Source organism: Enterococcus saigonensis (genome assembly GCF_011397115.1).
In the GTDB taxonomy this organism is placed as follows: Bacteria; Bacillota; Bacilli; order Lactobacillales; family Enterococcaceae; genus Enterococcus_C; species Enterococcus_C saigonensis.
On the sequence record NZ_AP022822.1, the window covers coordinates 1,743,214 to 1,767,453 of the forward strand.

23 protein-coding genes and 1 tRNA gene are annotated in these 24,240 nt (G+C 35.0%); 11 read left to right on the top strand and 13 right to left on the bottom strand.

Annotated elements, in window-relative coordinates; genetic code table 11:
- The first annotated feature begins 97 nt into the window (after window positions 1–97).
- Genes EsVE80_RS08210 through EsVE80_RS08220 form a run of 3 tightly spaced genes read left to right on the top strand, consistent with a single transcriptional unit; the run spans window position 98 to window position 1,965 of the window.
- Complete coding sequence (locus tag EsVE80_RS08210) at window positions 98–301, top strand: PLD nuclease N-terminal domain-containing protein (protein ID WP_173103279.1); 204 nt, start codon at window positions 98–100, stop codon at window positions 299–301.
- Window positions 302–1,204, top strand: coding sequence for an ABC transporter ATP-binding protein (locus tag EsVE80_RS08215; protein ID WP_173103280.1), 903 nt, complete (start codon window positions 302–304; stop codon window positions 1,202–1,204).
- Entirely contained in the window at window positions 1,201–1,965 is a 765-nt protein-coding gene (locus EsVE80_RS08220; protein WP_173103281.1) for an ABC transporter permease, read from the top strand. Before EsVE80_RS08215 ends, EsVE80_RS08220 begins: the two co-directional genes overlap by 4 nt.
- A 189-nt stretch (window positions 1,966–2,154) precedes the next feature.
- Here EsVE80_RS08220 and asnB read toward each other — a convergent pair whose 3' ends face one another.
- The 4 genes from asnB to EsVE80_RS08240 form a co-directional block, all read right to left on the bottom strand.
- Window positions 2,155–4,050: an asparagine synthase (glutamine-hydrolyzing) gene (gene asnB / locus EsVE80_RS08225; protein WP_173103282.1), complete on the bottom strand. Its 1,896-nt coding sequence runs from the start codon at window positions 4,048–4,050 to the stop codon at window positions 2,155–2,157.
- Between the two features lie 297 nt (window positions 4,051–4,347).
- Window positions 4,348–4,845 (bottom strand): hypothetical protein, encoded by a 498-nt coding sequence (locus tag EsVE80_RS08230; protein ID WP_232061157.1) that lies wholly within the window; start codon window positions 4,843–4,845, stop codon window positions 4,348–4,350.
- A 397-nt stretch (window positions 4,846–5,242) separates the two neighbouring features.
- Window positions 5,243–5,330 (bottom strand) — tRNA-Ser (locus tag EsVE80_RS08235).
- A 175-nt stretch (window positions 5,331–5,505) separates the two neighbouring features.
- Entirely contained in the window at window positions 5,506–6,084 is a 579-nt protein-coding gene (locus EsVE80_RS08240) for a TetR/AcrR family transcriptional regulator (protein WP_173103283.1), read from the bottom strand.
- A 403-nt stretch (window positions 6,085–6,487) separates the two neighbouring features.
- Between EsVE80_RS08240 and EsVE80_RS08245 the strand changes: the two genes are divergently transcribed.
- Both EsVE80_RS08245 and EsVE80_RS08250 read left to right on the top strand, forming a co-directional pair.
- Window positions 6,488–7,243 carry a threonine/serine exporter family protein gene (locus EsVE80_RS08245; RefSeq protein ID WP_173103284.1) on the top strand — a complete coding sequence of 252 codons (756 nt, stop codon included), beginning with the start codon at window positions 6,488–6,490 and terminating at the stop codon, window positions 7,241–7,243.
- Window positions 7,240–7,698 carry a threonine/serine exporter family protein gene (locus EsVE80_RS08250; RefSeq protein WP_173104165.1) on the top strand — a complete coding sequence of 153 codons (459 nt, stop codon included), beginning with the start codon at window positions 7,240–7,242 and terminating at the stop codon, window positions 7,696–7,698. Before EsVE80_RS08245 ends, EsVE80_RS08250 begins: the two co-directional genes overlap by 4 nt.
- A 10-nt stretch (window positions 7,699–7,708) precedes the next feature.
- On the opposite strand, the gene EsVE80_RS08255 is transcribed toward EsVE80_RS08250, so the two are convergent.
- Together EsVE80_RS08255 and EsVE80_RS08260 are read right to left on the bottom strand one after the other, a co-directional pair.
- Window positions 7,709–8,143 (bottom strand): universal stress protein, encoded by a 435-nt coding sequence (locus EsVE80_RS08255; RefSeq protein WP_232061159.1) that lies wholly within the window; start codon window positions 8,141–8,143, stop codon window positions 7,709–7,711.
- A 14-nt stretch (window positions 8,144–8,157) separates the two neighbouring features.
- Entirely contained in the window at window positions 8,158–9,516 is a 1,359-nt protein-coding gene (locus tag EsVE80_RS08260; RefSeq protein ID WP_173103285.1) for an Nramp family divalent metal transporter, read from the bottom strand.
- A gap of 305 nt (window positions 9,517–9,821) precedes the next feature.
- On the opposite strand from EsVE80_RS08260, the gene EsVE80_RS08265 reads away from it, so the two are divergent.
- The gene (locus EsVE80_RS08265) at window positions 9,822–10,418 is read left to right on the top strand and encodes a TVP38/TMEM64 family protein (protein WP_173103286.1); all 597 of its coding nucleotides are present in this window, start codon (window positions 9,822–9,824) and stop codon (window positions 10,416–10,418) included.
- Between the two features lie 128 nt (window positions 10,419–10,546).
- Window positions 10,547–12,349, top strand: a complete 1,803-nt coding sequence (locus EsVE80_RS08270; RefSeq protein WP_173103287.1) for a glycerophosphoryl diester phosphodiesterase membrane domain-containing protein — start codon at window positions 10,547–10,549, stop codon at window positions 12,347–12,349.
- 152 nt (window positions 12,350–12,501) lie between these two features.
- Here EsVE80_RS08270 and EsVE80_RS08275 read toward each other — a convergent pair whose 3' ends face one another.
- Window positions 12,502–12,708, bottom strand: a complete 207-nt coding sequence (locus tag EsVE80_RS08275; protein WP_173103288.1) for a hypothetical protein — start codon at window positions 12,706–12,708, stop codon at window positions 12,502–12,504.
- A 476-nt stretch (window positions 12,709–13,184) separates the two neighbouring features.
- On the opposite strand from EsVE80_RS08275, the gene EsVE80_RS08280 reads away from it, so the two are divergent.
- Window positions 13,185–13,856, top strand: a complete 672-nt coding sequence (locus tag EsVE80_RS08280; protein ID WP_173103289.1) for an MIP/aquaporin family protein — start codon at window positions 13,185–13,187, stop codon at window positions 13,854–13,856.
- 135 nt (window positions 13,857–13,991) lie between these two features.
- The gene (locus EsVE80_RS08285; RefSeq protein WP_173103290.1) at window positions 13,992–14,261 is read left to right on the top strand and encodes a hypothetical protein; all 270 of its coding nucleotides are present in this window, start codon (window positions 13,992–13,994) and stop codon (window positions 14,259–14,261) included.
- Between the two features lie 132 nt (window positions 14,262–14,393).
- Here the strand turns inward: EsVE80_RS08285 and EsVE80_RS08290 are convergent, their stop codons facing one another.
- From EsVE80_RS08290 to gdhA, 3 genes are all read right to left on the bottom strand, one after another.
- Window positions 14,394–14,771: a YxeA family protein gene (locus tag EsVE80_RS08290; RefSeq protein ID WP_173103291.1), complete on the bottom strand. Its 378-nt coding sequence runs from the start codon at window positions 14,769–14,771 to the stop codon at window positions 14,394–14,396.
- Window positions 14,772–15,117: 346 nt separating this feature from the next.
- Window positions 15,118–16,464, bottom strand: coding sequence for a glucose-6-phosphate isomerase (locus EsVE80_RS08295; protein ID WP_173103292.1), 1,347 nt, complete (start codon window positions 16,462–16,464; stop codon window positions 15,118–15,120).
- Between the two features lie 117 nt (window positions 16,465–16,581).
- A complete protein-coding gene (gdhA, locus tag EsVE80_RS08300) occupies window positions 16,582–17,931 on the bottom strand; it encodes an NADP-specific glutamate dehydrogenase (protein ID WP_173103293.1) in 1,350 nt (449 codons plus the stop codon).
- Window positions 17,932–18,055: 124 nt separating this feature from the next.
- On the opposite strand from gdhA, the gene EsVE80_RS08305 reads away from it, so the two are divergent.
- Window positions 18,056–19,318, top strand: coding sequence for a BaiN/RdsA family NAD(P)/FAD-dependent oxidoreductase (locus EsVE80_RS08305; RefSeq protein ID WP_173103294.1), 1,263 nt, complete (start codon window positions 18,056–18,058; stop codon window positions 19,316–19,318).
- Between the two features lie 65 nt (window positions 19,319–19,383).
- Here EsVE80_RS08305 and ybaK read toward each other — a convergent pair whose 3' ends face one another.
- From ybaK to EsVE80_RS08320, 3 genes are read right to left on the bottom strand one after another with little or no spacing between them, the layout of a single operon-like run.
- A complete protein-coding gene (gene ybaK, locus EsVE80_RS08310; RefSeq protein WP_173103295.1) occupies window positions 19,384–19,869 on the bottom strand; it encodes a Cys-tRNA(Pro) deacylase in 486 nt (161 codons plus the stop codon).
- Between the two features lie 6 nt (window positions 19,870–19,875).
- A complete protein-coding gene (gene aroD / locus EsVE80_RS08315; RefSeq protein WP_173103296.1) occupies window positions 19,876–20,631 on the bottom strand; it encodes a type I 3-dehydroquinate dehydratase in 756 nt (251 codons plus the stop codon).
- Window positions 20,632–20,668: 37 nt separating this feature from the next.
- Window positions 20,669–21,856, bottom strand: coding sequence for a class I SAM-dependent rRNA methyltransferase (locus tag EsVE80_RS08320; RefSeq protein WP_173103297.1), 1,188 nt, complete (start codon window positions 21,854–21,856; stop codon window positions 20,669–20,671).
- Between the two features lie 209 nt (window positions 21,857–22,065).
- On the opposite strand from EsVE80_RS08320, the gene EsVE80_RS08325 reads away from it, so the two are divergent.
- Entirely contained in the window at window positions 22,066–24,177 is a 2,112-nt protein-coding gene (locus EsVE80_RS08325) for an LTA synthase family protein (RefSeq protein WP_173103298.1), read from the top strand.
- Window positions 24,178–24,240 lie beyond the last annotated feature (63 nt).

Below are 24,240 nucleotides of genomic sequence, written 5' to 3' on the forward strand. Positions count from 1 at the left end.
TCCAAACCTTTTTGTTTGTATTTCTATATTTTTGTATTATAATAATTAATACAAACAATACAACTAAAATAATGTAATCTAATTAGGAGTGATTCTCATGCAATTGAATAGCCACGAATATTTGCCGATTTTAATACCGCTTATTATTTTACAAATAGGTCTAGCCATTTACGCAATTGTCGACGTATTAAAACATCCCCATTACAAATTTGGTAATCAGATTATTTGGATTATTATTTGTGCGGTATTTTCTTTTATGGGACCGATTATTTATTTTGCTTTTGGTAAAGGAGAAGATTGAATGACCGCCATGTTAACCTTGCAAAATATAACCAAACAATTTGGTAATCACCTTGTTCTTGATGATTTGAATTTAACAATCCCAAGAGGCAGTATTTTTGGTTTCGTTGGTGAAAATGGTGCCGGAAAAACAACTACCATGAAGATTATTTTAGGACTTTTAGCCGCTGATAGCGGTTCTGTTACAATTGCAGGACAAACAGTAAAATACGGTAATACCAAAACCAACCAGAAAGTCGGCTACCTTCCGGATGTACCCACATTTTATGACTATCTGACTGCAAAAGAATATTTAACCTTATGCGGTCGTACGAGCGGTATGACAAAAAGTCAACAAACGCTTCAAATCCCTGCACTATTATCAAAAGTTGGGTTACAAACCACACAAAAAATCGGGAAATTCTCACGGGGAATGAAACAACGCTTAGGTTTAGCTCAAGCTCTCTTGAATGAGCCACAATTATTAATTTGTGACGAACCAACTTCTGCACTAGATCCATCCGGACGCAAAGAAGTATTGCAAATCTTAGCAAGTTTAAAAAACGAAACTACCGTTTTATTCTCTTCTCATATTTTGACCGACGTGGAAGCGATATGTGATTATGTAGCCATATTAAATGACGGAAAAATTCACTTAACAGGTTCACTAGCAGAAATTAAAAACTCTCAACCTCATCATTATGAGTTACACTTTGAAAATCCAAATGATACGGCTCTTTTTTTGAACCAAAATCCCCTTACTTGGCAGCAAGTAGAGAAAAAGTTAATTCTACCCAGTGAAGAGCCAACCAATATAGGCTTACAAATTATCAAAAGACTTGCCACACTAAACTTGGTACCGTTAGAATTCAAACTTGTTGAACCAACGTTAGAAGATATATTTTTAAAGGCGGTGAAAAAATGAGGCAAATTCAACTTTTTCTTACTAAAGAAATCTTTGCGAATTGGCGCACAAAAAAAATTCCAATCTTATTCATTATTGCATTTTCTGTTGGGATTTTATCGCCATTTTTAGCTAAAATTATGCCAAATATTTTGACTTCCATACTGCCAAAAGAAATGGCTATTACCTTACCAACACCTACATCTAGTGACAGTTGGACACAATATTATAAAAACTTGCCGCAATTTCTCTTACTGGCAATCGTCTTATTATCAGTTGGTATCATCAGTACTGAAGTAGAAAAAGGCACTCTCATTCCCTTTATTACAAAAGGTTTATCGCGTTATGCTGTGGTAATGAGCAAAGGATTATATCTCTTTTTTATTTGGTCTTTTACCCTTTTCACATCCTTTTTGATTAATGCCAGCTACACAGCTTATTATTTCAATGATGACAAAAGCCCACATCTTTTACTCCCACTTTTTGGTTTTTGGTTATATGGTATTATTTTTTTAGCCGCTACTATTTTCGCTTCCACTTTAGCCAAAAATACAGGAGCAAGTCTTTTAATTATAGCTATCTTTTATTTAATCAGTAATTTGCTTGGCATTTTCAAAAAGATAACGCATTACAATCCTTTTACTTTAGGTAGCAACTCTATAAATTGGCTAACAGGTAAAAGTGATTTTACCACATATTGGCCTGCCGTTGCACTGGCTATTTTTCTTATCTTTTCTTTTTTTATACTAAGCTTGATGATTTTTAAAAAGCGGCGTCTTTAGTTTTTTACAAAAAAAATAAGGCTTTCGCTTTTGCACCTAAGGGGTTGGCGTAGCTTGGAAGAAACAAGGCTAACCTAATTTGTGAAAGTAGAACAATCAAGAACTTATTAGCGATAGTAAAATTTTAAAAGATATTTCAAAAAAACAAACGCAAGACCTTTTTCTACTGGTCTTGCGTTTGTTTTTTTATTAGAGCGTTTCATAAGTAATTGCTTCAGCTTTAGGAATTTCTTCATCAATAAAGTAAACTTTATACCAAGTTAAGAAAGTAAAAATGGTCCAAATTTTACGCTGTACTTCTGCTTTACCTTCATGGTGGTCATTTAGCAATTTCATGATTTTTTCTTGGTCAAAGAATTGTTTAGCAAAATCTGCAGTAAACAATGCTTTCACTTCTTCATAACCGTGATCTTCTTTTAACCACGCTTTAATTGGTACTGGAAATCCTAATTTTTCACGATTTGCCCATTCTTCTGGTAAATGACGATTTGCCGCTTGACGGAAAACGTCTTTGGTGTTGTTTTGATTCATAAGATATTTTGCTGGAATTCGTTGTGCTAATTTCATCACTTCAATATCCAATAATGGTACTCGTAATTCAAGAGAACTTGCCATAGAAAGTTTATCTGCTTTTAATAAAATATCTTTTGGCATCCATTGGTGAACATCCACGTATTGCATTTTGTTGACTTCACTTTCAATACCTTCTGTTTGATCAAAGTGCGGATTCATGATCTCTTTAACAGACGGTGCAGTTTGAAATTCTGGTTTCAAATAACTTGCAGCTTCTTGTTCATCAAAGACTTTGGCGTGACCGATAAAGAATTCGCGCGCTGGCGCAGTTGCTTCATATAAATGAATACGACCATGGAAATTTTTCATGTGACCAAATTTACGGCCAATGGAGTAGCGCATACCTTTTGGCAGTTTCTTCAATCCTTGGGCAAAAACACGGACCATTTTAGAATTGGTATGGAAGCCATATGTTTGGTAACCGGCAAATAATTCATCCGCACCTTCCCCTGATTGTACCACTCGTACAGATTGTGACGCTAAGTTCGCCAAGAAATAAAGGGGAACACAAGATGGATTAGAGTCTGGCTCATCCAAATGATATTGAATAAGCGGAAAAGCCTTAAAAGACATATCGCCATCAATAACCGCAGCCGTATTATTCAAATCCAACATTTTGGTTAGCTTCCGCGCTTCAATTGCTTCATTATACGTCTTATCATCAAATCCAATTGAAAAAGAATGATCTGGTCGCAATACAGAAGTTACATAACTTGAATCAACACCGCTAGATAAAAAAGCACCTACTTCGACATCCGCTATACGGTGAGCAGCAATCGAAGCTTCGACTGTTTTATCAATTTCTTCTATCCATTCATCTTTTGAGTAAGCATCTTTTTTTGTAAAATCAGCATCCCAATATTCTTTAATTGTTAGTTTTCCATCTTTATACGTAAAGTAATGTCCTTCAGGTAAACGAAAAACATTTTTAAAGAATGTTTCGCCATTTAATGGTGAGTATTGAAATGTCATATACGGTTTCAAAGCAGCTGTATTTAGCTCTTTGTCAAAATCTGGATGTGGTAAAAAGCTCTTGATTTCTGAACCAAACATGAACGTACCATTCATTTGCGTATAATAATACGGTTTAATACCAAAATGATCACGAGCACCAAACAATTCTTGCTTTTCAATATCCCAAATAGCAAAAGCAAACATCCCGCGCACTTTTTGTAAAAGTTCGGCGCCCCATTCTTCATAACCATGCAATAATACTTCTGTATCTGCATGTGTCGAAAAAATATGTCCAGCAGCAATTAATTGCTCTCTTAAAGGTTGAAAATTATAAATTTCTCCATTAAAGATAATTACTTTGCTACGGTCTTCATTATAAATAGGCTGTGAGCCACCTTCTAAGTCAATAATTGACAACCGACGAAAACCCAATGCCACATTTTTGTCTGTATATTTACCAGAACTATTAGGACCACGGTGGACGATGCGATCCATCATATCTTCAATAATTTCTTGTTTTTGATCCTTGCTGTTCACAAAGCCGACAATGCCACACATATTTTCACGTCCTATTATTAAAATTTCATTTTCTACAAATCAGGACTTATCATAACATAAAATTAAGCATCCTACGACTGAATTTGCTAAATGGCCTTTTATCAAAAAATTTTTTTTACTTTCTCTTAATATTTTACAAAATTTATTGTCTCTTCTTCATTATTTTCCTTTCTTTAACCAACAAAAAAAGATTTAAATGGCTCTGTGGCACTACTTCTCATTGCCTACTATATTGTAAAAATACTTTCGGCATAAAAAGCGTCACTGATCATTTAAATCTTTTGTTTTAATTTTTTATTATTTATCATTTGAAATTTCAGAAGGAAGCGTTTTTGCCTCGAAAATAAATTTGAAATCTCGTTGTCTTACGTCACCACTATAAGTCACGTTATAATCATGCGCTAAAATATTTATCGTGCGTCCACTTAACCGTATCACTGCATTTCCCACTAAAGCCAAACTTGTGTACATTTCTTTTGCAATGCGATGTGCGTCATTGTTGCGTTTAGCCAATTTCATCATTAACTCAGCACTATTGCCATCATCACCTGCAGCCAATACGGAGGCAATCATTTTTGAGGACCTGATAAATGGAAATAAAGGTACGATACTAATTAACAACATAAAAGCTAACTTACCTGTCACTTCAATATTAACTTGTTTTTTTGCAATCGCATCTTTGAATTGTTGAAAATCTGAGTCTTCTGTTTGCGACAATGGAACATTGACAAAAGCGGTAAAATAGCGTAAATCATCTTTTGTTAAATCGGTTTGTAATTGATTTTTTTGATTCATTATAACGCCTCCTAACAACTCTATTAAGTACTAAACAGCCCGTTTTAACTTTTCGTTTTTATTCTAACATTTTTTTAATCTACTACAAAAAGAAACAGTTTTAATTAAATTATTTTTTTCAAAATAAACAGATAAATTCACAAAAAAATTTTTTAAAGAATATATTTTATAAAAAAACTTCCATTCTAACAAAATTTAAATATGATTTTTAAATCGTCTCTTTTTAGAGACTAAAAATTAACCAAAGATAAAAAGAGGTACCAACCTCTTTATGATTGGCACCTCTTTTATCGAAATAAAACATTTAAAAATGCGTATCCGCAAACCAGCGTATTTCAAACAATCTTTTTAAATACTCTTTTCCATCTTAAAAATTGAAAATATTATACTTGCGATAAGGAGAGTACGGGATTTGAACCCGTGCACCGGTATAAGCCGGCTCGCCGGATTTCGAGTCCGGTGCATTACCACTCTGCCAACTCTCCGTTTGACTACTTCTTCTATTTTCATCAAAATTGAAAAAAAGTCAATTAAGATGTATCTGATAAAAAGCGCGAATCAACTGCAGTGTGTGCGTATCTTTCAAAAATGTTTTCAATTTGAAAAAAAATCGTATAGTATGCAGCTAAGACACGCTAATACCAGATGGAATTTAATAAACTAGCCTTTTCCATTAAAAATTTTTTCTGGAGCCTCCATTTTTAAAATGCCATCCACTGCGGATTGAATTAATTCTGCAATTTGTTCTTGCGAAGGATGGATAATCCCTGAAGACATCAAAGAAGCAATCCCGGTCACTGTAATCCAAGTACCGTCATGTAACGCCTTAATATACTCATCAGACAGGTCAGCATATTCAGGACAAGTTGAAATCATATTTTTGAAATATTCATAGGAAAACTCGTGCATCATTTTCCCGCCACCATATTCATCGACAAACAAAGCCACGTACAAATTTCGATTCTCTTGAGCAAAGTTAATGTAATTCAAGCCCAAATCAACAATTTGATTTCCAGTATGCGTAATTGGAAATACATTCTCTTGTAAATCTCGCATAACTGTTTCAACCAACGTATTTTTTAAATCTTGCATATTTTTAAACTCTAAATAAATTGGCTGGGTAGAAATCCCCATTTTTTTGGCAATGTTACGGGCTGTAAACTTACTGAAGCCATCTTTTGAAATAACTTCATAAGCGGCTTTCAATATTTGATCTTTTGTGTAAACCTTACGACGCATAGAAAGTCACCTCTCCTTTATAATAACATTTATCATTCATAAACTTATTGTAAACAAAAATAGAATTTTTGGGAAATGATATACCTCAAAAATAGTTATCTATCTGAGATAGAAAATTTCGTACGATAACAAAAGATCTAAAATTAACCAACTGTTTGCAATAAATTTATAACATAAAATATCTTAAAAACAGGATAAGGCATTCTACATCTTATTACAACTGTTATTTTTATTAAATCTATATTAATTTATTTTAAGCCAATATACATCTTTGCCAATTTTCAGACAATCATTATGAATGTTTTTAAATATAAAAAGAAAAAATTATTTTCAAATAAAATTTAAAAGCAATTCAAGCGCTGAAATGATAGAATAGAAGCAACTTTATAAATGAGGTAACCCAATGAAAGAAGAACTTATTTTAAGCACCTGCCTGATGGCTGGACGTATTATGATGGAGAATGGTTCTGAAGTATATCGTGTAGAAGATACAATGAATCGCATTGCAGAAAATGCAGGTATTTCTAATACTGTCAGTTATGTCACAGCAACTGGTCTTTTTATGAGCGTTCGCAATTCTTCTTTTTCTCAACTAGAAGAAGTTCATGAACGTTCCATTAATCTAGAAAAAATTGTAGCCGTTAATCAGCTTTCACGAGAATTTGCGGCAAAAAATATTTCTTTAACTGAACTAAACGAGCGACTAAAACGCGTAAACTGTGACACACCGAGTTTTTCCTTAATGTGGCAAACCCTTGCAGCCGGTTTAGTTAGTTGTACACTTATGTATATTTTTGGTGGTATTTGGCAAGATTTCATCCCAACATTTTTAATTGGCTGTATCGGCTTTATCGCTGGAATTTACATCAAAAAATGGTTACAAATGCGATTTCTAGATATGTTTGTCGCTGCATTTGTAATTGGCACATTTGCTATTTTTAGCGTGAAACTTAGTTTAGCTAATAATATTGATCATATCATCATTGGGGCGGTAATGCCTTTGGTTCCGGGTGTCGCTATTACCAATTCCTTCCGTGATATTTTATCTGGTGATTTGTTAAGCGGAATTGCTCGCGGAATTGAGGCAATATTTGTAGCCGCAGCAATTGGTGTTGGAATCGCCACAACACTGCTTTTATTTGGAGGAGGTATAGCATAACCATGTATGCTATTCATTTTTTATTTAGTTTTATCAGTACTGTTGCTTTTGGAATTATCACAAATATCCCGAAGCGCTCATTGTTAGCAACCGGTTTAACCGGTGCAATTGGATGGATGGTCTATTGGCTATTGCGACAAAATGCCCATGGACTGGGTTTTTCTAATTTTGTTGCAGCCATAGCAATCGGCTGCTTGAGTATCTTTTTTTCTAGACGCCTTAAAATGCCCATGATTATTTTCAATATCCCCAGTTTGGTTCCACTAGTTCCTGGCGGCCCCGCTTATCAGGCAATTCGCGAGTTGGTATTAGGTGATTCTGCAAAATCTTGGAATAATCTAAAGATAGTTATTATGACTGCCGGCGCAATTGCAGCGGGTTTTATGATTACCTCCCTAGTAGAAACGCTTGTTTTCAAATTTAATACTCATATAAAAAAAGCATCTCAAAAGTGAGATGCTTTTTTTAGCGAATAATTAACACTGAGCAACTTGCTCCTTTGGCTAATAATGCAGCTTGGCTTCCCAAAACAAACGGCGCTTGATTCGGTTTACTTTTGGAACCGCAAATTAGTAAATCTGGTTTTACTGCCGGTAAAACTTTTTCTAAAATAACCGTTGCTGGGGTTCCTTCATCAACGACAATAGCGACCTTTTTTACCCCTTGAGAAAGCGCTCGTTTACGATAGTTTTCAGCAATTGCAATCGTTTTTTGTTTATGAAGTGCAAGTGTTTCTGGTGTCAAATATTCATAAACATTTAAGCGATTAATTTCAAAAATTGTTGTAATTGTTAATTCTGCTTGTTGCTCAATTGCATAGGTTAAAGCATATTCAAAAGCTTTTTTTGAATCATCGGAATCATCTACTGCTACTAAAATATGCGTAAAACTCTTCTTCACCTTTTTTCACCTTCCTAACCATTGGCACCTGTCAATGTTCCATAAATTAAGAATAAATTTAATAATGTCAAAACAATAGCAATAATCCACGCCAAAATTTTCATCCATGTCGGATTGGCAAAACGGCCCATAATTTTTTTATCACTCGTGTAGATTGTTAATGGAATAATTGAAATCGGTAAAGCAATACTCAAAAATACTTGGGTATAAAGCAATAAATCTTCAACTGCCGACTCTCTACCACCGTATATAATGACACAAATAATAACCGGTACAATGGCAAGTAAACGTGTCACCACACGACGCATCCACAATGGCATTTTTAAATTAATAAACCCTTCCATTACGATTTGACCAGAAAGTGTTCCAGTAATGGTCGAGTTCTGACCAGAAGCAAGCAATGCTACGGCAAAAAGCGTACTTAAAAGCGGACTTGCAATATTGCCGACAATATCAGGATTTTTTAAAGCATCATACAAGTCGACGAACTTTCCTAGATCACTGTTTGTTCCATAAAACAATGCCCCTCCTAAGATTAATAATAAGCAGTTCACTACAAAGGCAACAGTTAACTGAATATTAGAATCCCAGGTAGTAAACTTAATTGCACGTGCTTTTTCTTCATCGTCATTGCGATCAAATTTACGAGCTTGTGAAATTGACGAATGTAAATACAAATTATGTGGCATTACTGTCGCACCGACAATTCCTAACGCCAATAAAAGCATAGATTTATCCGATGCAATTTTAGGATCAGGAATAAAGCCACGTAATACTTCTCCTAATTGCGGTTGGGCTAAAGCAACTTCATAAGCAAAAACCATAAATATAACTGTGATTAAGACCGCCACGATTGCTTCAATTTTGCGAAATCCTAATTTTGTAAGTAACAACAATAACAACACATCTAGTGTAGTAATTAAAACCCCAACGATTAAAGGTAAACCAAATAATAATTGTAACGCTACCGCACCACCGATTACTTCGGCAATATCGGTCGCCATAATTGCAAGTTCGGTAATAATCCACAAAACAAAGCCTGTTTTTTTTGAGGTATGCTCTCTTGTCGCTTGCGCTAAGTCACGTCCTGTTACAATACCTAATTTTGCAGCCATACTTTGTAAAAGCATAGCAATTAGACTCGATAATAAAATAACACTTAATAAAGCATATTTATATTCGGCCCCTCCTGCAATTGACGTAATCCAGTTACCTGGATCCATATAACCTACCGCTACTAAAGCGCCCGGTCCACTATAAGCAAGTAGTGTGCGAAAAAAACTAGCATTTTTAGGAACATCAACCGTATTATTGATTTCCTCCAGACTTGGACCGTTTGCATATTCAATTAATTTTTCTTTTTTTTGATTCATCTCATCACTCTTTTCTAGTCAACTCAATTATTTTTTAGGTTAGCCGAAACTTTTGACAAATTGAGTGTACACCTATTTTTTTTTACTGTAAACTAGAAAGATATTTAAAAAGCAATAAATAATCTTCATTTTTTATAAATCAGCCTTTGGTAGGATAGCTTTTTCCACTAAAACTCCTTATAATACAATTGGTTAATGTTAATTGCTAAACTTACAATTTTGTTTGTTCTTTGCCAGACAAAACACAGGGCAAATCAAACAAAGCCTTGTATAATAATAGTATATCAAACAAAGGAGATGAGACCATGAGTATCGCTCTTTCTCGCAAAATTATTAATACAATTTCTATTGTTGGCATTTTAGTTTCTATTGCTTTAACAATATATTTTATCGATCTTGGTGTCTTTAAAGACATCAATGCACTAAGAGGATTAGTCGGTGACTCGATTATTTTAGGTCCTATCATCTTTATTTCATTACAAATTTTGCAAGTAGTAATTCCCATCATCCCCGGCGGTATTTCTAGTGCTGCTGGTGTATTGATTTTTGGGCCTTTCGCTGGTTTTGTTTATAATTATGTTGGCATTTGTATTGGTTCAATCATTATTTTTCTTTTGGGACGTCGCTACGGCAAACCTTTCATTTTGAGTATGATTAGCGATAAAACTTACAATAAATATATTGGCTGGTTAGATAACCAAAGTCGATTTGAAAAATTATTTGCTTTAGCCATTTTCTTACCAGTCGCACCAGATGATGCGCTTTGTCTAATGGCTGGTCTTACCAATATTTCTGTAAAAAAATACGTTTGGATTATTTTGCTGGCAAAACCACTATCCATCTTCTTATATAGTATGGCTTTAATCTACGGCGGCTCCTTTTTGACGGGACTAATTGGTTAAAAAAACAAACTAAAATATCCCACACAACTTAACTTGTGTGGGATATTTTTATGCCCTCTTCCACGTTGAACCACCCTATCTCTTTGTTGAAAGTTATTTTTCCGCTACAATAGAAACAGGTGATGAAGATGAAGTATTTAAAAGAGTCCTTAAAAAACACTTGGGATTTTTTAGTAAAAACAAACGTTTATTTCCGTGACGTTCTCTTAATGCACGGTTTTATTTTATTTGTAATTATTCCACTTTTAAGCAGTTCCACTAAATTTATTTTAAAACAAGGCCAAATCCATTATTTGTCCTATGATAATTTAGCTGAAATTGCTATGCAGCATCCAGTAGTAACTTGCTTACTAGTGCTTATTTTACTACTTATTTTATTACTTGTTTTCTTTGAATTTACCTTCTTACTTTTGAGTGTTTATTTCATTGAAAAAAAGCAACCCGTTTCCTTAAAGCAGCTACTGCGGATGACGACGATTCAGCTAAAAAAATTACGCCCTAGCATTTTTTTATTTTTTCTTTTTTACTTTTTACTAATTTTACCAATAGGTGGTTTAAGTTTTAACTCTGACTTATTAGCTCGAATTAAAATTCCCGCTTTTATCATGGATTTCATCTTTACAAACCGTTTGTTGATTATTACGGGTTTTATTTTGTGTTATCTGATTTTAATGTATATTGGTATTCGTTTAATTTTCGCGTTACCGGAAATGATTTTACGTGATCGTCCGTTTAAAGATGCGTTTAAAGAAAGTTTAGTGATCACAAAGCGGCGTTTTCTCGCTATTATAGGACGCTTTGTATTTATCGGTGGCGCAATTTTATTACTAACTGGTCTCAGTTTTACCCTAGTCGTAGGCATACAGGCTTTCATTGAACAATTTTCCCCTGACCATGCTTTAATCAGCGCTGTTTTTGCCATGACTTTACTCCAATTTTTTTTACTCGTCAATTTAGTTTTATCAACAGTTGGAATTTTTTATATTATCATTGACTTTATGAATGATGAAGGATTCTTACCAGAAATACCCAATTGGTTTTACCAAGAAGCATTACCTAATCCTCGCTTTGAAGGTCTCAAAAATACACTTCTAATTTTAATTGCTGTTTTTTTTGGAGTTGGTGTAAGTTTATACAATATGGATTATCTCGATCAAGAAATTACTAAAATTCCGATCACTATTTCACATCGTGGCGTTAACAATAATAATGGTGTTCAAAATAGCCTTGCTGCTTTAGAAAAAACAAGTCAAACTCAGCATCCTGATTATATTGAAATGGACGTGCAAATGACCACCGATAAACAATTTGTTGTTATCCATGACTTCAATTTGAAAAATTTAGGTAATGTTAACCAAAGTCCTGAGAAAATGACACTTGCTGAAATTCAAAATGTAACGCTACACGAGCATAATCAAACAGCAAAAATTCCCACTTTTGATTCTTATTTAGCCCAAGCAAAACACTTGAATCAAAAATTACTAGTAGAAATTAAGACTCAGCAAAAAAATACAGCACCAATTATTCACACATTTTTACAAAAATATCAAGAGGAAATCCAAGCAAATGGTCACATGGTACAAAGTTTATCTTTTTCCATTGTCGAAGCGCTGAAAACGCAAGCGCCCCATCTTACTGTTGGTTATATTTTGCCTTTTAATGTTGTTGGTCCGCCAATTACAAAAGCTGATTTTTTAACAATGGAGTACTCGACTATTAACCACAACTTCATTACTTCCGCAGAAGAAGATGGTAAAAAAGTTTTCGTTTGGACGCCCAATAGTAGTGATGATATGAGTCGAATGATTTTTTATGAAGTAGATGGTATTATTACCGACCAAATGGGAAAGCTCAATCAAACCATCAAAGATGCCCAAAACAAAGTCACCTATTCTGATAAACTATTAAACTTTGTTATTGGCGTTGGCTAAGCGTGAAAAAAAAGAAAACCGGACAAAATAAAGGTCAGACTGACTTTTATTTTGTCCGGTTTTTCAAGTAGTAAATACAGCAACAGTGCTCTATCTACTTTAAAAATGACAATTCCTGTTTTTTTTAGTCTATGCTAAAAAGTTGTCATTTATTAGGCTACAACAGCAACAGTTCGGATATCTTCATAACGCACCAACAAACGATTTTGCGCTTCAATTACCTTTGGTCGATCACTACGTTCACATTCTAAAACTGAAATCAAGACTGTGTTCGTGTATGTATGTTCGACAAAACCTGCAACCTCACTTGTCAATCCCACTGGTTTGCATATGTATGTTTTCCCAATTTCTATTTCCATTAATAACACCTCCTTTTATCAATTTCAGATATATCATAACAGAAAAAATTAAATTTGAAAACGCTTTTTGTGTATTTTTTTAATTTTTAAACATTTATCATTTATGTATATACCATTAACAAAAAAATAAGATTAAAACTATTCTACGGTAAATAATTAGTTCTCAAAATACAAAAAACTACCATTATAAAGCGTATGTTGTTACTATTCATTTTATCGCCCAAACAAAAAAACAAAACAATACCAATTACAATATGAAATGATATTAAAATAGAATACAACAAAAAAAGAATTCATTTTTCAAAAATTAAATTAGAAAACGGAAATTAAAAAAATAACAATATTTATAAAAAGATTTTTCGGTATAAATATCACTTAAATTTGTACCCTAACTCCACTAGGTAAAATCAACACCTATCTTTTTACAGCATGCCGCTTTATCACTATAATTAATGATAGAGAAAGGAGATGAAAAAATGACTTTATTCAGAAAATGTTTTGGTGAATTTATTGGTACTTTCATGTTGGTTTTTGTCGGAACAGCCACTGTTGTGGTTGGAAAAGCAGATCCACTTGCAATTGGTTTGGCATTTGGATTAACCGTTACAATTATGGATTTGGCAGTTGGTCATGGGGCCTTGTCAAACGGCTTATTTAATCCCGCTGTTACCGTTGCGATGGCTATTAACAAACGTATTACATGGAAAGATTCTATCTTTTTTATCATCAGCCAGTTTATTGGTGCTATCATTGCTTCATTTTTTGTCGGTGTCTTCGGCAAAGCGTTGAAAGTTCCTGCTGGGTCATATGGTCAGACAGACTTTAGCGAAATTAGCGCAGGTATGGCATTTGGTTTTGAAACACTGATTACCTTTTTATTTATTTTTGTTATTATTATGGCTACTAGTAAAAAATATGGTAGTGGTGCACTAGCCTCTTTTGCCATTGGTCTTGTATTGGCATTATTAATTATTGTTGCTTTAAATTTAACTGGCGGATCTCTAAATCCAGCTCGTAGTTTTGGACCTGCAATTTTTGCTGGAGGTACAGCTTTGAGTCATTATTGGGTTTATTTATGTGCACCAATCGTCGGTGGCGTATTGGCCGCCTTTGTTACACGGTTTCTAGGTAGTGAAGAAGAAATTTAACCTCTTGTTTAAGATGAAAAAAACAGCTCTGGTTTTTAGAGCTGTTTTTTCATACGTTTAATTTAAACTTCTTTCATGCAAGATTACTCAAAAACCTTTATAATGACTAAAGAACACTTAGATGAGGTGAAAAAAATGGAAGAATTTGAAGGGCTATTAGTAAAAACTGTCCTTTTACAAGAACAACCTATGCGCCTATCCTTAATTAAGCTAGCCAAAGACGGGGAAATTACAGAAGGTATTATTAAAGACCGCTACCTTTCCAACTATATTTTTCGATTACCTAATGATAAATACACACTAAAAGTTACTGGTAAACGTAACCAACGCAATCAACTGGTTATTAAACATATGCAAATTAAAAACGTTGACGATTATATCAAAGTTATTGGAACACCAGAATAACGTGAAACACACTTTGTAAACTAAGGCACCCAAATCTATTATCGTGGATTTGGGTGCTTTTTAGATACGGATAAATATAATTTCATGATTATCTAAAACAATCTCATTTATCTTTTGTTATCTCGGTCTACACTACTCAATCACAGCCAGGGCAGCTTGTGGAATATCATCCTTTTGTACTTCTTTATAGGTTTTAACAAAAGCCCCTTTATTTTCTAACTTCAAGTAATGGCCCTTTTTTAATTCAGAAAGCCCTGAGAATTCAATGGTTCGTTTGTTTCCCTTTTCATCTGCGGCAACTTGACGATAAAGAGCTGTCCCATAACTGTTTACTTCTTTTGGTTGCGTAGTTTTTACGTAGATATTCCCCTCTTTTACAAAAGGATTCACGCAATCAACTATTTGAGCAAATTCCCCGGAAGCATCATCTGAAAATACAGTTGCACCTCCAATTAGTACGCCTAAAATCACGGCAACGCCTAATACACCTTTAATTAATCGTTTTAACATCTATTGCAACTCCTTTAATTGATTTTCTTGATGCCTCTATCATAACGAGAGTGACCAGCAGAAGTATCGTACTTTAGACTTAATTTCCCTAACACAATTGTCACCTTTGGGATAACTTTGTAAGCTTTAAGGAAAAATTAAGACCACATAGGTATCTTTAGTTCATACTTTTTAGTGGGCGAGTTTTGGTGCTTTGCTCTAAGATAGCTTATGACGATGAGTTATCTCTATTTGAGAGGCAGGTTCGATTCCTGCCGTCCACGTTCTTTCTAGTAACAACCAACTTCACTTGTAGTAAAACAAAAAAAGGCGACTGCCTCTTTGCAGTCGCCTTTTTTGTCGATATTTATAGACGTTCGTTCAATTCTTTTGATAATTCTTCAAAGCCTGGTTTACCAAGGAGTGCGAACATATTTTTTTTGTATGCTTCTACTCCGGGTTGGTCAAATGGATTGACCCCATTTAAGTAACCAGAAATACCAACGGCAATTTCAAAGAAATACATCAAATAACCCAATGTATATGCATCCATTTCAGGAATTTTCACTAGTAAGTTAGGAACATCACCATCTGTATGAGCTAGCAAGACACCTTCAAAGGCTTTTGTATTTACAAAGTCAACTTCCTTACCTTGCAAGTAACCTAATCCGTCTAAGTCTTCTTTTGTCACTGGAATTTTCACTGATTTGCGTGGTTTTTCAACTTTAACAACCGTTTCAAAAATATTACGTCGGCCTTCTTGGATATATTGACCCAGTGAATGCAAGTCAGTTGAGAAGTTAGCACTGGATGGATAGATGCCTTTTTGATCTTTCCCTTCAGATTCGCCAAATAATTGTTTCCACCATTCAGAGAAATATTGCATACCTGGTTCGTAGTTAATTAGTAATTCTGTTACTTTACCTTTACGATACAAAATGTTGCGCATAGCTGCATACTGATAAGCTTCATTTTCTTCTAACTTATCAGAAGTGTAATCTTTAGATGCATCTGCTGCTCCTTGCATTAAAGCATCGATATCTGCGCCACTAGCAGCAATTGGTAATAAACCAACAGCAGTCAGAACAGAAAAACGTCCGCCAACATCATCAGGAATGACAAAAGATTCCCAACCTTCAGCATCCGCTTCAACTTTAACTGCACCTTTTTCTTTATCTGTTGTAGCGTAAATGCGTTTATTTGCTTCTTCTTGACCATATTTATTAATCAATAATTCTTTGAAAACACGGAACGCAATAGCGGGTTCTGTTGTTGTTCCAGATTTTGAGATAACGTTAACAGAAAAATCACGATCACCAATAACTTCAATTAAATCCGCCAAGTAAGTTGAAGAAATTGAATTACCGGCAAAGAAAATTTGCGGAGCCGATTTATCATTAGCATTCATGTAATTGTAAAATGAGTGATTCAAAAAATCGATGGCAGCACGCGCACCTAAATATGATCCACCAATCCCGATAACGACTAATACTTCTGAATCCGATTTAATTTTTTCTGCTGCTTTTTTAATACGAGCAAATTCTTCTTTGTCATATTCTGTTGGTAAATTAACCCAACCGATAAAATCACTACCTGCACCGGTGCCGTTACGTAATGCTTCATGGGCAGCAGTGACTTGACTTTGCATGTAGCCTAATTCATGTTCATTTACAAATGGTGCCACGTTTGAATAGTCAAATTTAATATGTGACATTTAAGCTCCTCCTTGAAATGGATAAATTTAATACATGTATTACTTTACGTTTTTTATGGTTTTTTTTCAAGTAACTTACTGTAAGAAAACCGCAGTAACTCAACCTGTTTGCAAGCTTTAGACAAGTCCTTGGGCTAACATGGCTTTTGCAACTTTAGCAAACCCTGCAATATTGGCGCCCATCATAAAGTTGTCCTTTTGTCCATAACGTTCAGCTGTGTCACGGCAATTATGATAGATATTTAACATAATATCATCCAATTGTTTGTCTACTTCGTCTTTACTCCATTGTTGGCGTTGCGAGTTTTGTGCCATTTCCAAAGCTGATACAGCCACTCCCCCAGCATTTGCTGCTTTTCCAGGACAATAAAAAATATTGTGCTCAATAAAATATTGGGCAGCTTCCATCGTACACGGCATGTTTGCTCCTTCTGCGACTACCTTCACACCATTAGCTACCATTAATTTTGCTTTTTTAATATCAATTTCATTTTGAGTAGCACATGGCAAGGCAATATCTGCTTGAATTTCACTATTCCAAACTGATTCTCCATCAAAATATTGCGCATTCGGGCGTTTCTTTGCATAAGCCGTTAGACGTTCTCGTTGAACTTCTTTTACCTCTTTTAATACATCCAAGTCAATTCCTTCAGGATCATAAACATAGCCATTAGAATCAGAGGCAGTCACAGCTTTTGCGCCTAATTCGATTAACTTTTCAATGGCATAAATGGCCACATTACCACTACCTGAAATGACAACTGTTTTATCTTTAAAATTATCTTTCTTATCTTCTAATAAATGTTTAACGTAATAAACAACGCCATAACCTGTTGCTTCAGTCCTTACTTTACTACCCCAAAATTCCAAAGGCTTTCCAGTTAAAACTCCAGCATCGTATTGTCTCAAACGTTTATATTGACCAAAAAGATAGCCAATTTCTCTACCACCCACGCCGATATCTCCCGCGGGAACATCGGTGTTTGGACCCACATGCTTAGCAAGTTCTGTCATGAAACTTTGACAAAAGCGCATGATTTCATTATCGGATTTACCTTTAGGATCAAAATCAGCGCCGCCTTTTCCACCGCCAATGGGTAAATCTGTCAAACTATTTTTGAAAATTTGTTCGAAAGCTAAAAATTTTAGAATACTTAAATTCACACTTGGATGAAAACGCAAGCCACCTTTATATGGTCCTAAAGCCGAATTGAACTGAATTCGATAGCCACGATTTACTTGCCAATTTCCATTGTCATCTTGCCAAGGCACACGAAATTGAATTACGCGTTCTGGCAAGGTAATCAATTGCAGTAAATTATGTTTTTGGTACTCGCTATGTTCGGCTAAAAAAGGCGCAATGCTTGAGAAAAATTCATCCACAGCTTGTAGAAACTCTGTTTGATCATGGTCTTTTTCGTGGAGACTTTGTTGGACTTGTTGAATATATTCTTTTGCGTTTGTCATAATTTTCCTCCAAGTAAAATATTTGTTACGTTTTTATTTTACCAAAAAACATCTTTATCGTCAGAATTATTTGATAATAGAACAAACTACTAAATTGTGCTACACTGCACCAAGAGGTGAAATCATGAAAAAAAAATATGATGTAATCGTGATAGGAGCAGGACCTGCTGGTATGATGGCCGCTATTGCTGCAGCCGAAAATGAAGTGGATGTTTTATTAGTAGAAAAAAACAAGCGCCTCGGTAAAAAAATGCTTTTAACTGGTGGCGGTCGCTGTAATGTGACAAACAATCGTCCTATTGATGATTTAATTGCACACATTCCTGGTAATGGAAAATTCTTATATAGTACGTTCTCCCAGTGGAATAATAACGATATTATGGAATTTTTTAGTCGTCGCAATGTAGCGTTAAAAGAAGAAGATCACGGGCGTATTTTTCCTGTCACGGATCGCGCTAAAACGATTGTCGATGCCTTATACGAAGAATTAAAACGCCGGAACGTCACTGTTTTACCCAATACAACTGTTACAAAGTTGATCCATGATGAAGCAAAGGTTTACGGTATCCGTTGTGAAAAAGAAGAATTTGAAGCGTCTTGTGTCATTATTACAACTGGTGGTAAAACATACCCAGGAACCGGTTCTACCGGCGATGGTTATAAAATGGCAAAATCTTGTGGTCACAGTGTTACACCACTTTTTCCAACTGAAGCCCCCTTGATTTCAGAAGCTAAATTCATTCAAGAAAAAACTTTGCAAGGCTTAGCATTACAAGATGTTAAACTAAGTGTTTTAGCAAAAGGCAAAGTTGTCACTTCACACACGATGGATTTGCTTTTTACACATTTTGGTTTGTCAGGTCCAGCTGCCTTACGCTGCTCGTATGCAATAAACCAAGAACTTCGCAAAGGCAGTCCCTTTGTCCAAGTTTTATTAGATTGTTTCCCTAAACAAACAAAAACAGAGCTATTAGCTGATTTAACGCTGCGCGTACAAACGAAAAAGAACTTAAAGAATGCCTTAGCACAATGGTTGCCAGAACGATTATTACAGTTTTATCTTGAGCAATTAACTCTAACTGATATTACAGCTGACAAGGTTTCCCTTGAACAATTGGAAAAATTAGTTTTTCTTGTCAAAAATTTCGAGATTCCAATTATTCGTACCTTTGCCCTTGAGCGTGCCTTTGTCACGGGTGGTGGTGTAAACTTAAAAGAAGTTATACCTAAAACTTTAGAAAGTAAACTTTGCCAAGGGCTATTTTTTGCAGGTGAAGTATTGGACGTTAATGGTTATACAGGTGGCTATAACATTACAACTGCTTTATGCACAGGACATGTAGCTGGGAAAAATGCGGCAGAAGTTGCCAGCTGGCAAAAATATTAACTAATAAAAAAAACACGATGCTAAGCTTGTTAACAGCAGAACTTAAAAAGCATCGTGTTTCTTACTTATTCGATTAAATCAACAAATTCTCCTCGCACCAAAGTCGACAAATCAATCGGTGCCATTTCCAGTTGCAATCCGCGTTTTCCCGCTGAAATTATAATAGTATCGAATAATTCAGCTGTTTGATCAATATAGGATGGAAATAATTTTTTCATACCAATTGGGGAACAACCGCCGCGAATGTAACCTGTTGTTTGTTCTAAATCCTTTAAATGTAACATTTCAACTTTTTTATTGCCGCTAGCTTTAGCCAATTTCTTCAAATCCAATTCATGATTACCCGGGATTACAGCGACAATTACACCTGTTTTATTACCGATTGCTACCAGTGTCTTAAAAACCTGAGCGGGATTTTGACCAAGTTTTGTTGCTACCTCTTCGGCACCCACATGATTTTCACTCCACTCATAAGAATATTCACGATAGGCCATTTTTTTTTGCTCAACTAAGCGAATAGCGTTCGTTTTAACAACTTTCTTTTTTACCACAACCACTCACTCCTCTAATGACAGAGCTGCTAAAATTCGGGACATCTCAGTAATATCGATTTGCCCAGGAGCAGAACTTTCTTCTAACGCTGCAAAAGTCATTACGGATCCCATTAACTCACCAGCTATCCGTGTAATCTTTCCCAAATCACCCATAGCAATTAAAATAAGAGGTACACTAGCCAAACCTTGCATTTTTTGAGAAAGACCCATGATTTGTAGTACATCTTTTAAAGAATGTGGCATTACGGCAATTTTTCCAAAATCAGCGTCAAATTGTCGCATTACGCCCAATTTCATAACTAGTTCACCATCTGCCGGCGTTTTATCAAAATTATGACTACTTAAAAGTAGCGCTGTTTTTTGTTTTTTTAACTGACTCAAAAAACCTCGACCTAAAAATTCAGCCCGCTCTAACTCGACATCAACAATATCAACCAAGCCACTTTCTGCTGCAGCAATATAAAGAGAGTGATAATCCCGCAACGATAAATCAGCTTTGCCACCTTCATTTAATGTCCGAAAAGTAAACAAGAGAATTTTTTCTTTTAACGCTGTTCGAAGATGAGATAATACTTCCAATACAGCGTTTTGATTTGAAAAATCAGCAAAATAATCGACGCGCCATTCTACCACATCACAAACAGAATCTGCTGCTAATTGTGCTTGCGTTAAGAGTGTTTGACTATCTTGACCCGTAAGCGGCACACAAATTTTCGGTGTGCCCTTACCAAAGGTTACATTTTTTAGCGTAACTTGCATTATTTTCGCCCCTTTTAAGATTCAATTTCATTATCCGCTATAACTTAAATTTGCTTGATTGTTTCACTTGATAAATCAAAACTTTTAAATAATTGCCTTCTGGAAATATTTGGCTCACATGAAAATCAGTAGGCAAACGTTTGGTGTCTAATAATTTGTAATCAACCTTGGCAGCTACAAACTCATTTTCGATCATCTGTTGAAATTTATCTAACGTAACATTTGCTGTATTGGCAGATGCGATAATGATTCCTTCTTCGGTTAAAATTGGTAAACTTTCGGCAATCAATTGACCATAATGGTTTTTTACTTTAAAGACTTGCTTTTTATTACGCGCAAAACTCGGCGGATCTAATACAATGACATCATATTTCAACCCTTTTTTTAACGCATAGGAAAAATAGTTAAAAACATCCATAACATGTATTTTTTGAGTTGCTAAATCAAGACCGTTTACTTCAAACTGTTCGCGCGTTTTTGATAAACTGCGCTTTGCTAAATCCACGCTCGTAGTACTAAGAGCGCCACCCATAGCCGCCGCTACAGAAAATGCCCCTGTATAACTAAACATATTCAAGACTGTTTTTCCTGCTGCTAAGCCATCAACCAAAAGCCCCCGCACTTGTCGCTGATCTAAAAAGATTCCTGTCATTAGTCCTTCATTTAAATATATAGCAAAATTAACAGAATTTTCTTTTACAATTAAAGGCTCAGGAGCCTCTTTACCATATATATGCAGTGATTCTGGTAGTTCACCAGCAAAGCGGATCTTCTCATAAGCACCCAAAACTTCAGGATAGATTTCTTTAAAAGCAGCTACAATCTTATTTTTTTCTTTATACAAAGTATCATTGTACCAAGAAAAAACAGCATAATGGTCATACCACTCAATCGTAAGTCCACCCAACCCATCTGCCTCACCATTAAAAATACGAAAAGCCGTTGTTGTTTCATCATTGAAAAATGTTTGACGCAATGCCTTGGCTTTAGCAAATATCCGGGCATAAAAAGCCTGATTTATTGTTTCATCCTGCCAAGCTAGCACCCAACCAATGCCTTTATTTTGTTTACCAAGATATCCCTTGGCTAAAAAATTTCCTTTTTGATCGACAAAATCTACCCAATCGGATTTGATCGTTAAATCAACCGCAATATCGTCTGCTTGAATTAATGGATAGTGTTGACGTAATTTTTTAACGCCAAACTTGTTCATTTGAATTTTCATACTTTCACCTGCTCTTCTTTCAAAAAAAGTATAGCAAAAATAACAGCATTTGTCTGTGCTTTATGAAGTTAAAGAATTACTTAATTAATTGACCTTATCGTAATTTCAATTGACAGAAAAAAATCGGATTAGTAAAATGTAAACAGTGTATATTTTCATTTTTTCATTACAGCTTGCAAAAGCAGACTTGGAAAAGGAAGGATAAAACAGTGAAAAATATTAAAACTCCCGCATTCTTAAATAAACGGTTGGGCTTCTTTACATTATTAGCCGTTCTTTTTTGGGCCAAAAACATTTTTGCCTATTTTGTTGATTTCAATTTAGGTATTGAAAGTATGCGTCAATACATCATTTTATTCATTAATCCAATTGCAACAACTTTATTCTTGTTGTCTATTGCATTATATGTCAGACGCACAAAAGCTTCTTATATAACCATGATCGTGATTTACCTCTTGATGTCGTTATTGCTCTTTGCTAACGTTTCATACTACCGTGAATTCACCGATTTTATCACGATTAACACGATGCTTGGCGCTGGTAAAGTTGCTAGTGGTTTAGGTGAAAGTGCAATTCGCTTGTTCCGCCCTTATGATTTACTTTACTTTGTTGATATCTTGGTACTTGTTGCCTTGCTATTTACTAAAAAGATTAAAATGGATATTCGTCCTGTTCGTGCACGGATGGCATTTGCTATTTCTACCTTGTCGGTGATGATTTTTTCTGGCAACTTATTCTTAGCTGAAGTTGACCGACCAGAATTATTAACACGAACATTTTCCCGTGATTACTTAGTAAAGTATTTAGGGATTAACGCTTTTACCGTTTATGACGGTGTTCAAACGTATCAAGCTTCTCAAGTTCGAGCTCAAGCGAGTGCCAATGACATGAAAGAAGCAGAAAATTATGTCAAAAGTCATTATGCAGCGCCAAACAGTGACTACTTTGGGATGGCTAAAGGAAAGAACGTTATTTATATTCATTTAGAAAGTACCCAACAATTTTTAATTGACTATAAACTGAAAGATGAAGAAGGTAAAGAACATGAAGTAATGCCATTTATCAACAGTTTGTATCACAGCAAGAGTACCTTTAGCTTTGATAATTTCTTCCATCAAGTCAAAGCTGGGAAAACTTCTGATGCCGAAACATTGATGGATAATTCACTATTTGGTTTAAATCAAGGAGCCTTGATGACCCAATTAGGTGGGAAAAATACGTTCCAATCCGCACCCAATATTCTAAACCAAACATTGGGTTACTCAAGTGCTGTTTTTCACGGTAATGCGGGAACTTTCTGGAACCGAAACGAAACTTATAAACGATGGGGCTATCAGAATTTCTTTGATGCTTCTTACTATGATGTAAATGATAGCAACTCATTCCAATATGGCTTGCATGACAAACCATTTTTTGAACAATCTGTTAAATATTTAGAGCAGTTGCAACAACCGTTTTACTCAAAATTTATAGCTGTTTCAAACCATTTCCCTTATTCACAATTTACAAATGATGAAGCTGGGTTTCCAATGGCAGATACAAATGACGAAACAATTAATGGCTACTTTGCTACTGCAAACTACTTGGATCGTGCGGTAGAAGAATTCTTTAACTATCTAAAAGCAAGTGGTTTATACGATAACTCTGTGATTGTCTTATATGGTGATCACTATGGTATTTCAACTTCTCGAAATAAAAACTTAGCTGAACTATTAGGTAAAGATAAAGAAACGTGGTCAGGCTACGACGATGCGCAAATGCAACGTGTACCCTATATGATTCATATTCCTGGTCAATCAAAAGGTGGTATTAACCATACTTATGGTGGTCAAGTCGATGCCTTACCAACTTTGTTACACTTACTCGGTGTCGATACGAAAGACTATATTCAATTAGGACAAGACTTACTTTCAAAACAACACGAACAACTTGTAGCTTTCCGCGATGGTGATTTTGTTACTGACAAATATACCTATTACGGAGGAACACTTTACGATAATGCTACTGCTCAAGCAATTACCGCTCCAGATGAACAACTGAAAACACAAGTTACAAAATGGAAAGATGAAGTTGGCAAACAACTAGCTACTTCTGACCAAATTAACAACGGTGATTTATTACGCTTTTATACTGGTAGCAATTTAAAAGAATTAGACCCAGAAAAATTCAATTATAAAAATGCCTTAGATCAATTAGGTAAGCAAGAAAGTAAATTAGGCAATAAGTCTACGAGTGTTTACTCTGAACATGGTAATAAATCTACGCAAGATTTATATCAAAGTAAGACTTACAAACAATATGCCGCAGAAGGTCATAAATAATAAAAAAGAAGTTTCGATTTTAATCGGAACTTCTTTTTTTGGCAAAAACAACTTCATACTTTA

Excerpts from the sequence above, each read along its gene's own strand:
- EsVE80_RS08295 (WP_173103292.1), bottom strand. The coding sequence starts at position 16,464 with ATGTCACATATTAAATTTGACTATTCAAACGTGGCACCATTTGTAAAT.
- EsVE80_RS08240 (WP_173103283.1), bottom strand. The coding sequence starts at position 6,084 with ATGCGTCGTAAGGTTTACACAAAAGATCAAATATTGAAAGCCGCTTAT.
- EsVE80_RS08215 (WP_173103280.1), top strand. The coding sequence starts at position 302 with ATGACCGCCATGTTAACCTTGCAAAATATAACCAAACAATTTGGTAAT.
- EsVE80_RS08320 (WP_173103297.1), bottom strand. The coding sequence starts at position 21,856 with ATGAAAATTCAAATGAACAAGTTTGGCGTTAAAAAATTACGTCAACAC.
- EsVE80_RS08220 (WP_173103281.1), top strand. The coding sequence starts at position 1,201 with ATGAGGCAAATTCAACTTTTTCTTACTAAAGAAATCTTTGCGAATTGG.
- EsVE80_RS08285 (WP_173103290.1), top strand. The coding sequence starts at position 13,992 with ATGGAAGAATTTGAAGGGCTATTAGTAAAAACTGTCCTTTTACAAGAA.
- aroD (WP_173103296.1), bottom strand. The coding sequence starts at position 20,631 with ATGCAAGTTACGCTAAAAAATGTAACCTTTGGTAAGGGCACACCGAAA.
- gdhA (WP_173103293.1), bottom strand. The coding sequence starts at position 17,931 with ATGACAAACGCAAAAGAATATATTCAACAAGTCCAACAAAGTCTCCAC.
- EsVE80_RS08305 (WP_173103294.1), top strand. The coding sequence starts at position 18,056 with ATGAAAAAAAAATATGATGTAATCGTGATAGGAGCAGGACCTGCTGGT.
- EsVE80_RS08210 (WP_173103279.1), top strand. The coding sequence starts at position 98 with ATGCAATTGAATAGCCACGAATATTTGCCGATTTTAATACCGCTTATT.
- EsVE80_RS08280 (WP_173103289.1), top strand. The coding sequence starts at position 13,185 with ATGACTTTATTCAGAAAATGTTTTGGTGAATTTATTGGTACTTTCATG.
- EsVE80_RS08230 (WP_232061157.1), bottom strand. The coding sequence starts at position 4,845 with ATGAATCAAAAAAATCAATTACAAACCGATTTAACAAAAGATGATTTA.
- EsVE80_RS08275 (WP_173103288.1), bottom strand. The coding sequence starts at position 12,708 with ATGGAAATAGAAATTGGGAAAACATACATATGCAAACCAGTGGGATTG.
- EsVE80_RS08260 (WP_173103285.1), bottom strand. The coding sequence starts at position 9,516 with ATGAATCAAAAAAAAGAAAAATTAATTGAATATGCAAACGGTCCAAGT.
- EsVE80_RS08290 (WP_173103291.1), bottom strand. The coding sequence starts at position 14,771 with ATGTTAAAACGATTAATTAAAGGTGTATTAGGCGTTGCCGTGATTTTA.
- EsVE80_RS08270 (WP_173103287.1), top strand. The coding sequence starts at position 10,547 with ATGAAGTATTTAAAAGAGTCCTTAAAAAACACTTGGGATTTTTTAGTA.
- asnB (WP_173103282.1), bottom strand. The coding sequence starts at position 4,050 with ATGTGTGGCATTGTCGGCTTTGTGAACAGCAAGGATCAAAAACAAGAA.
- EsVE80_RS08265 (WP_173103286.1), top strand. The coding sequence starts at position 9,822 with ATGAGTATCGCTCTTTCTCGCAAAATTATTAATACAATTTCTATTGTT.
- EsVE80_RS08245 (WP_173103284.1), top strand. The coding sequence starts at position 6,488 with ATGAAAGAAGAACTTATTTTAAGCACCTGCCTGATGGCTGGACGTATT.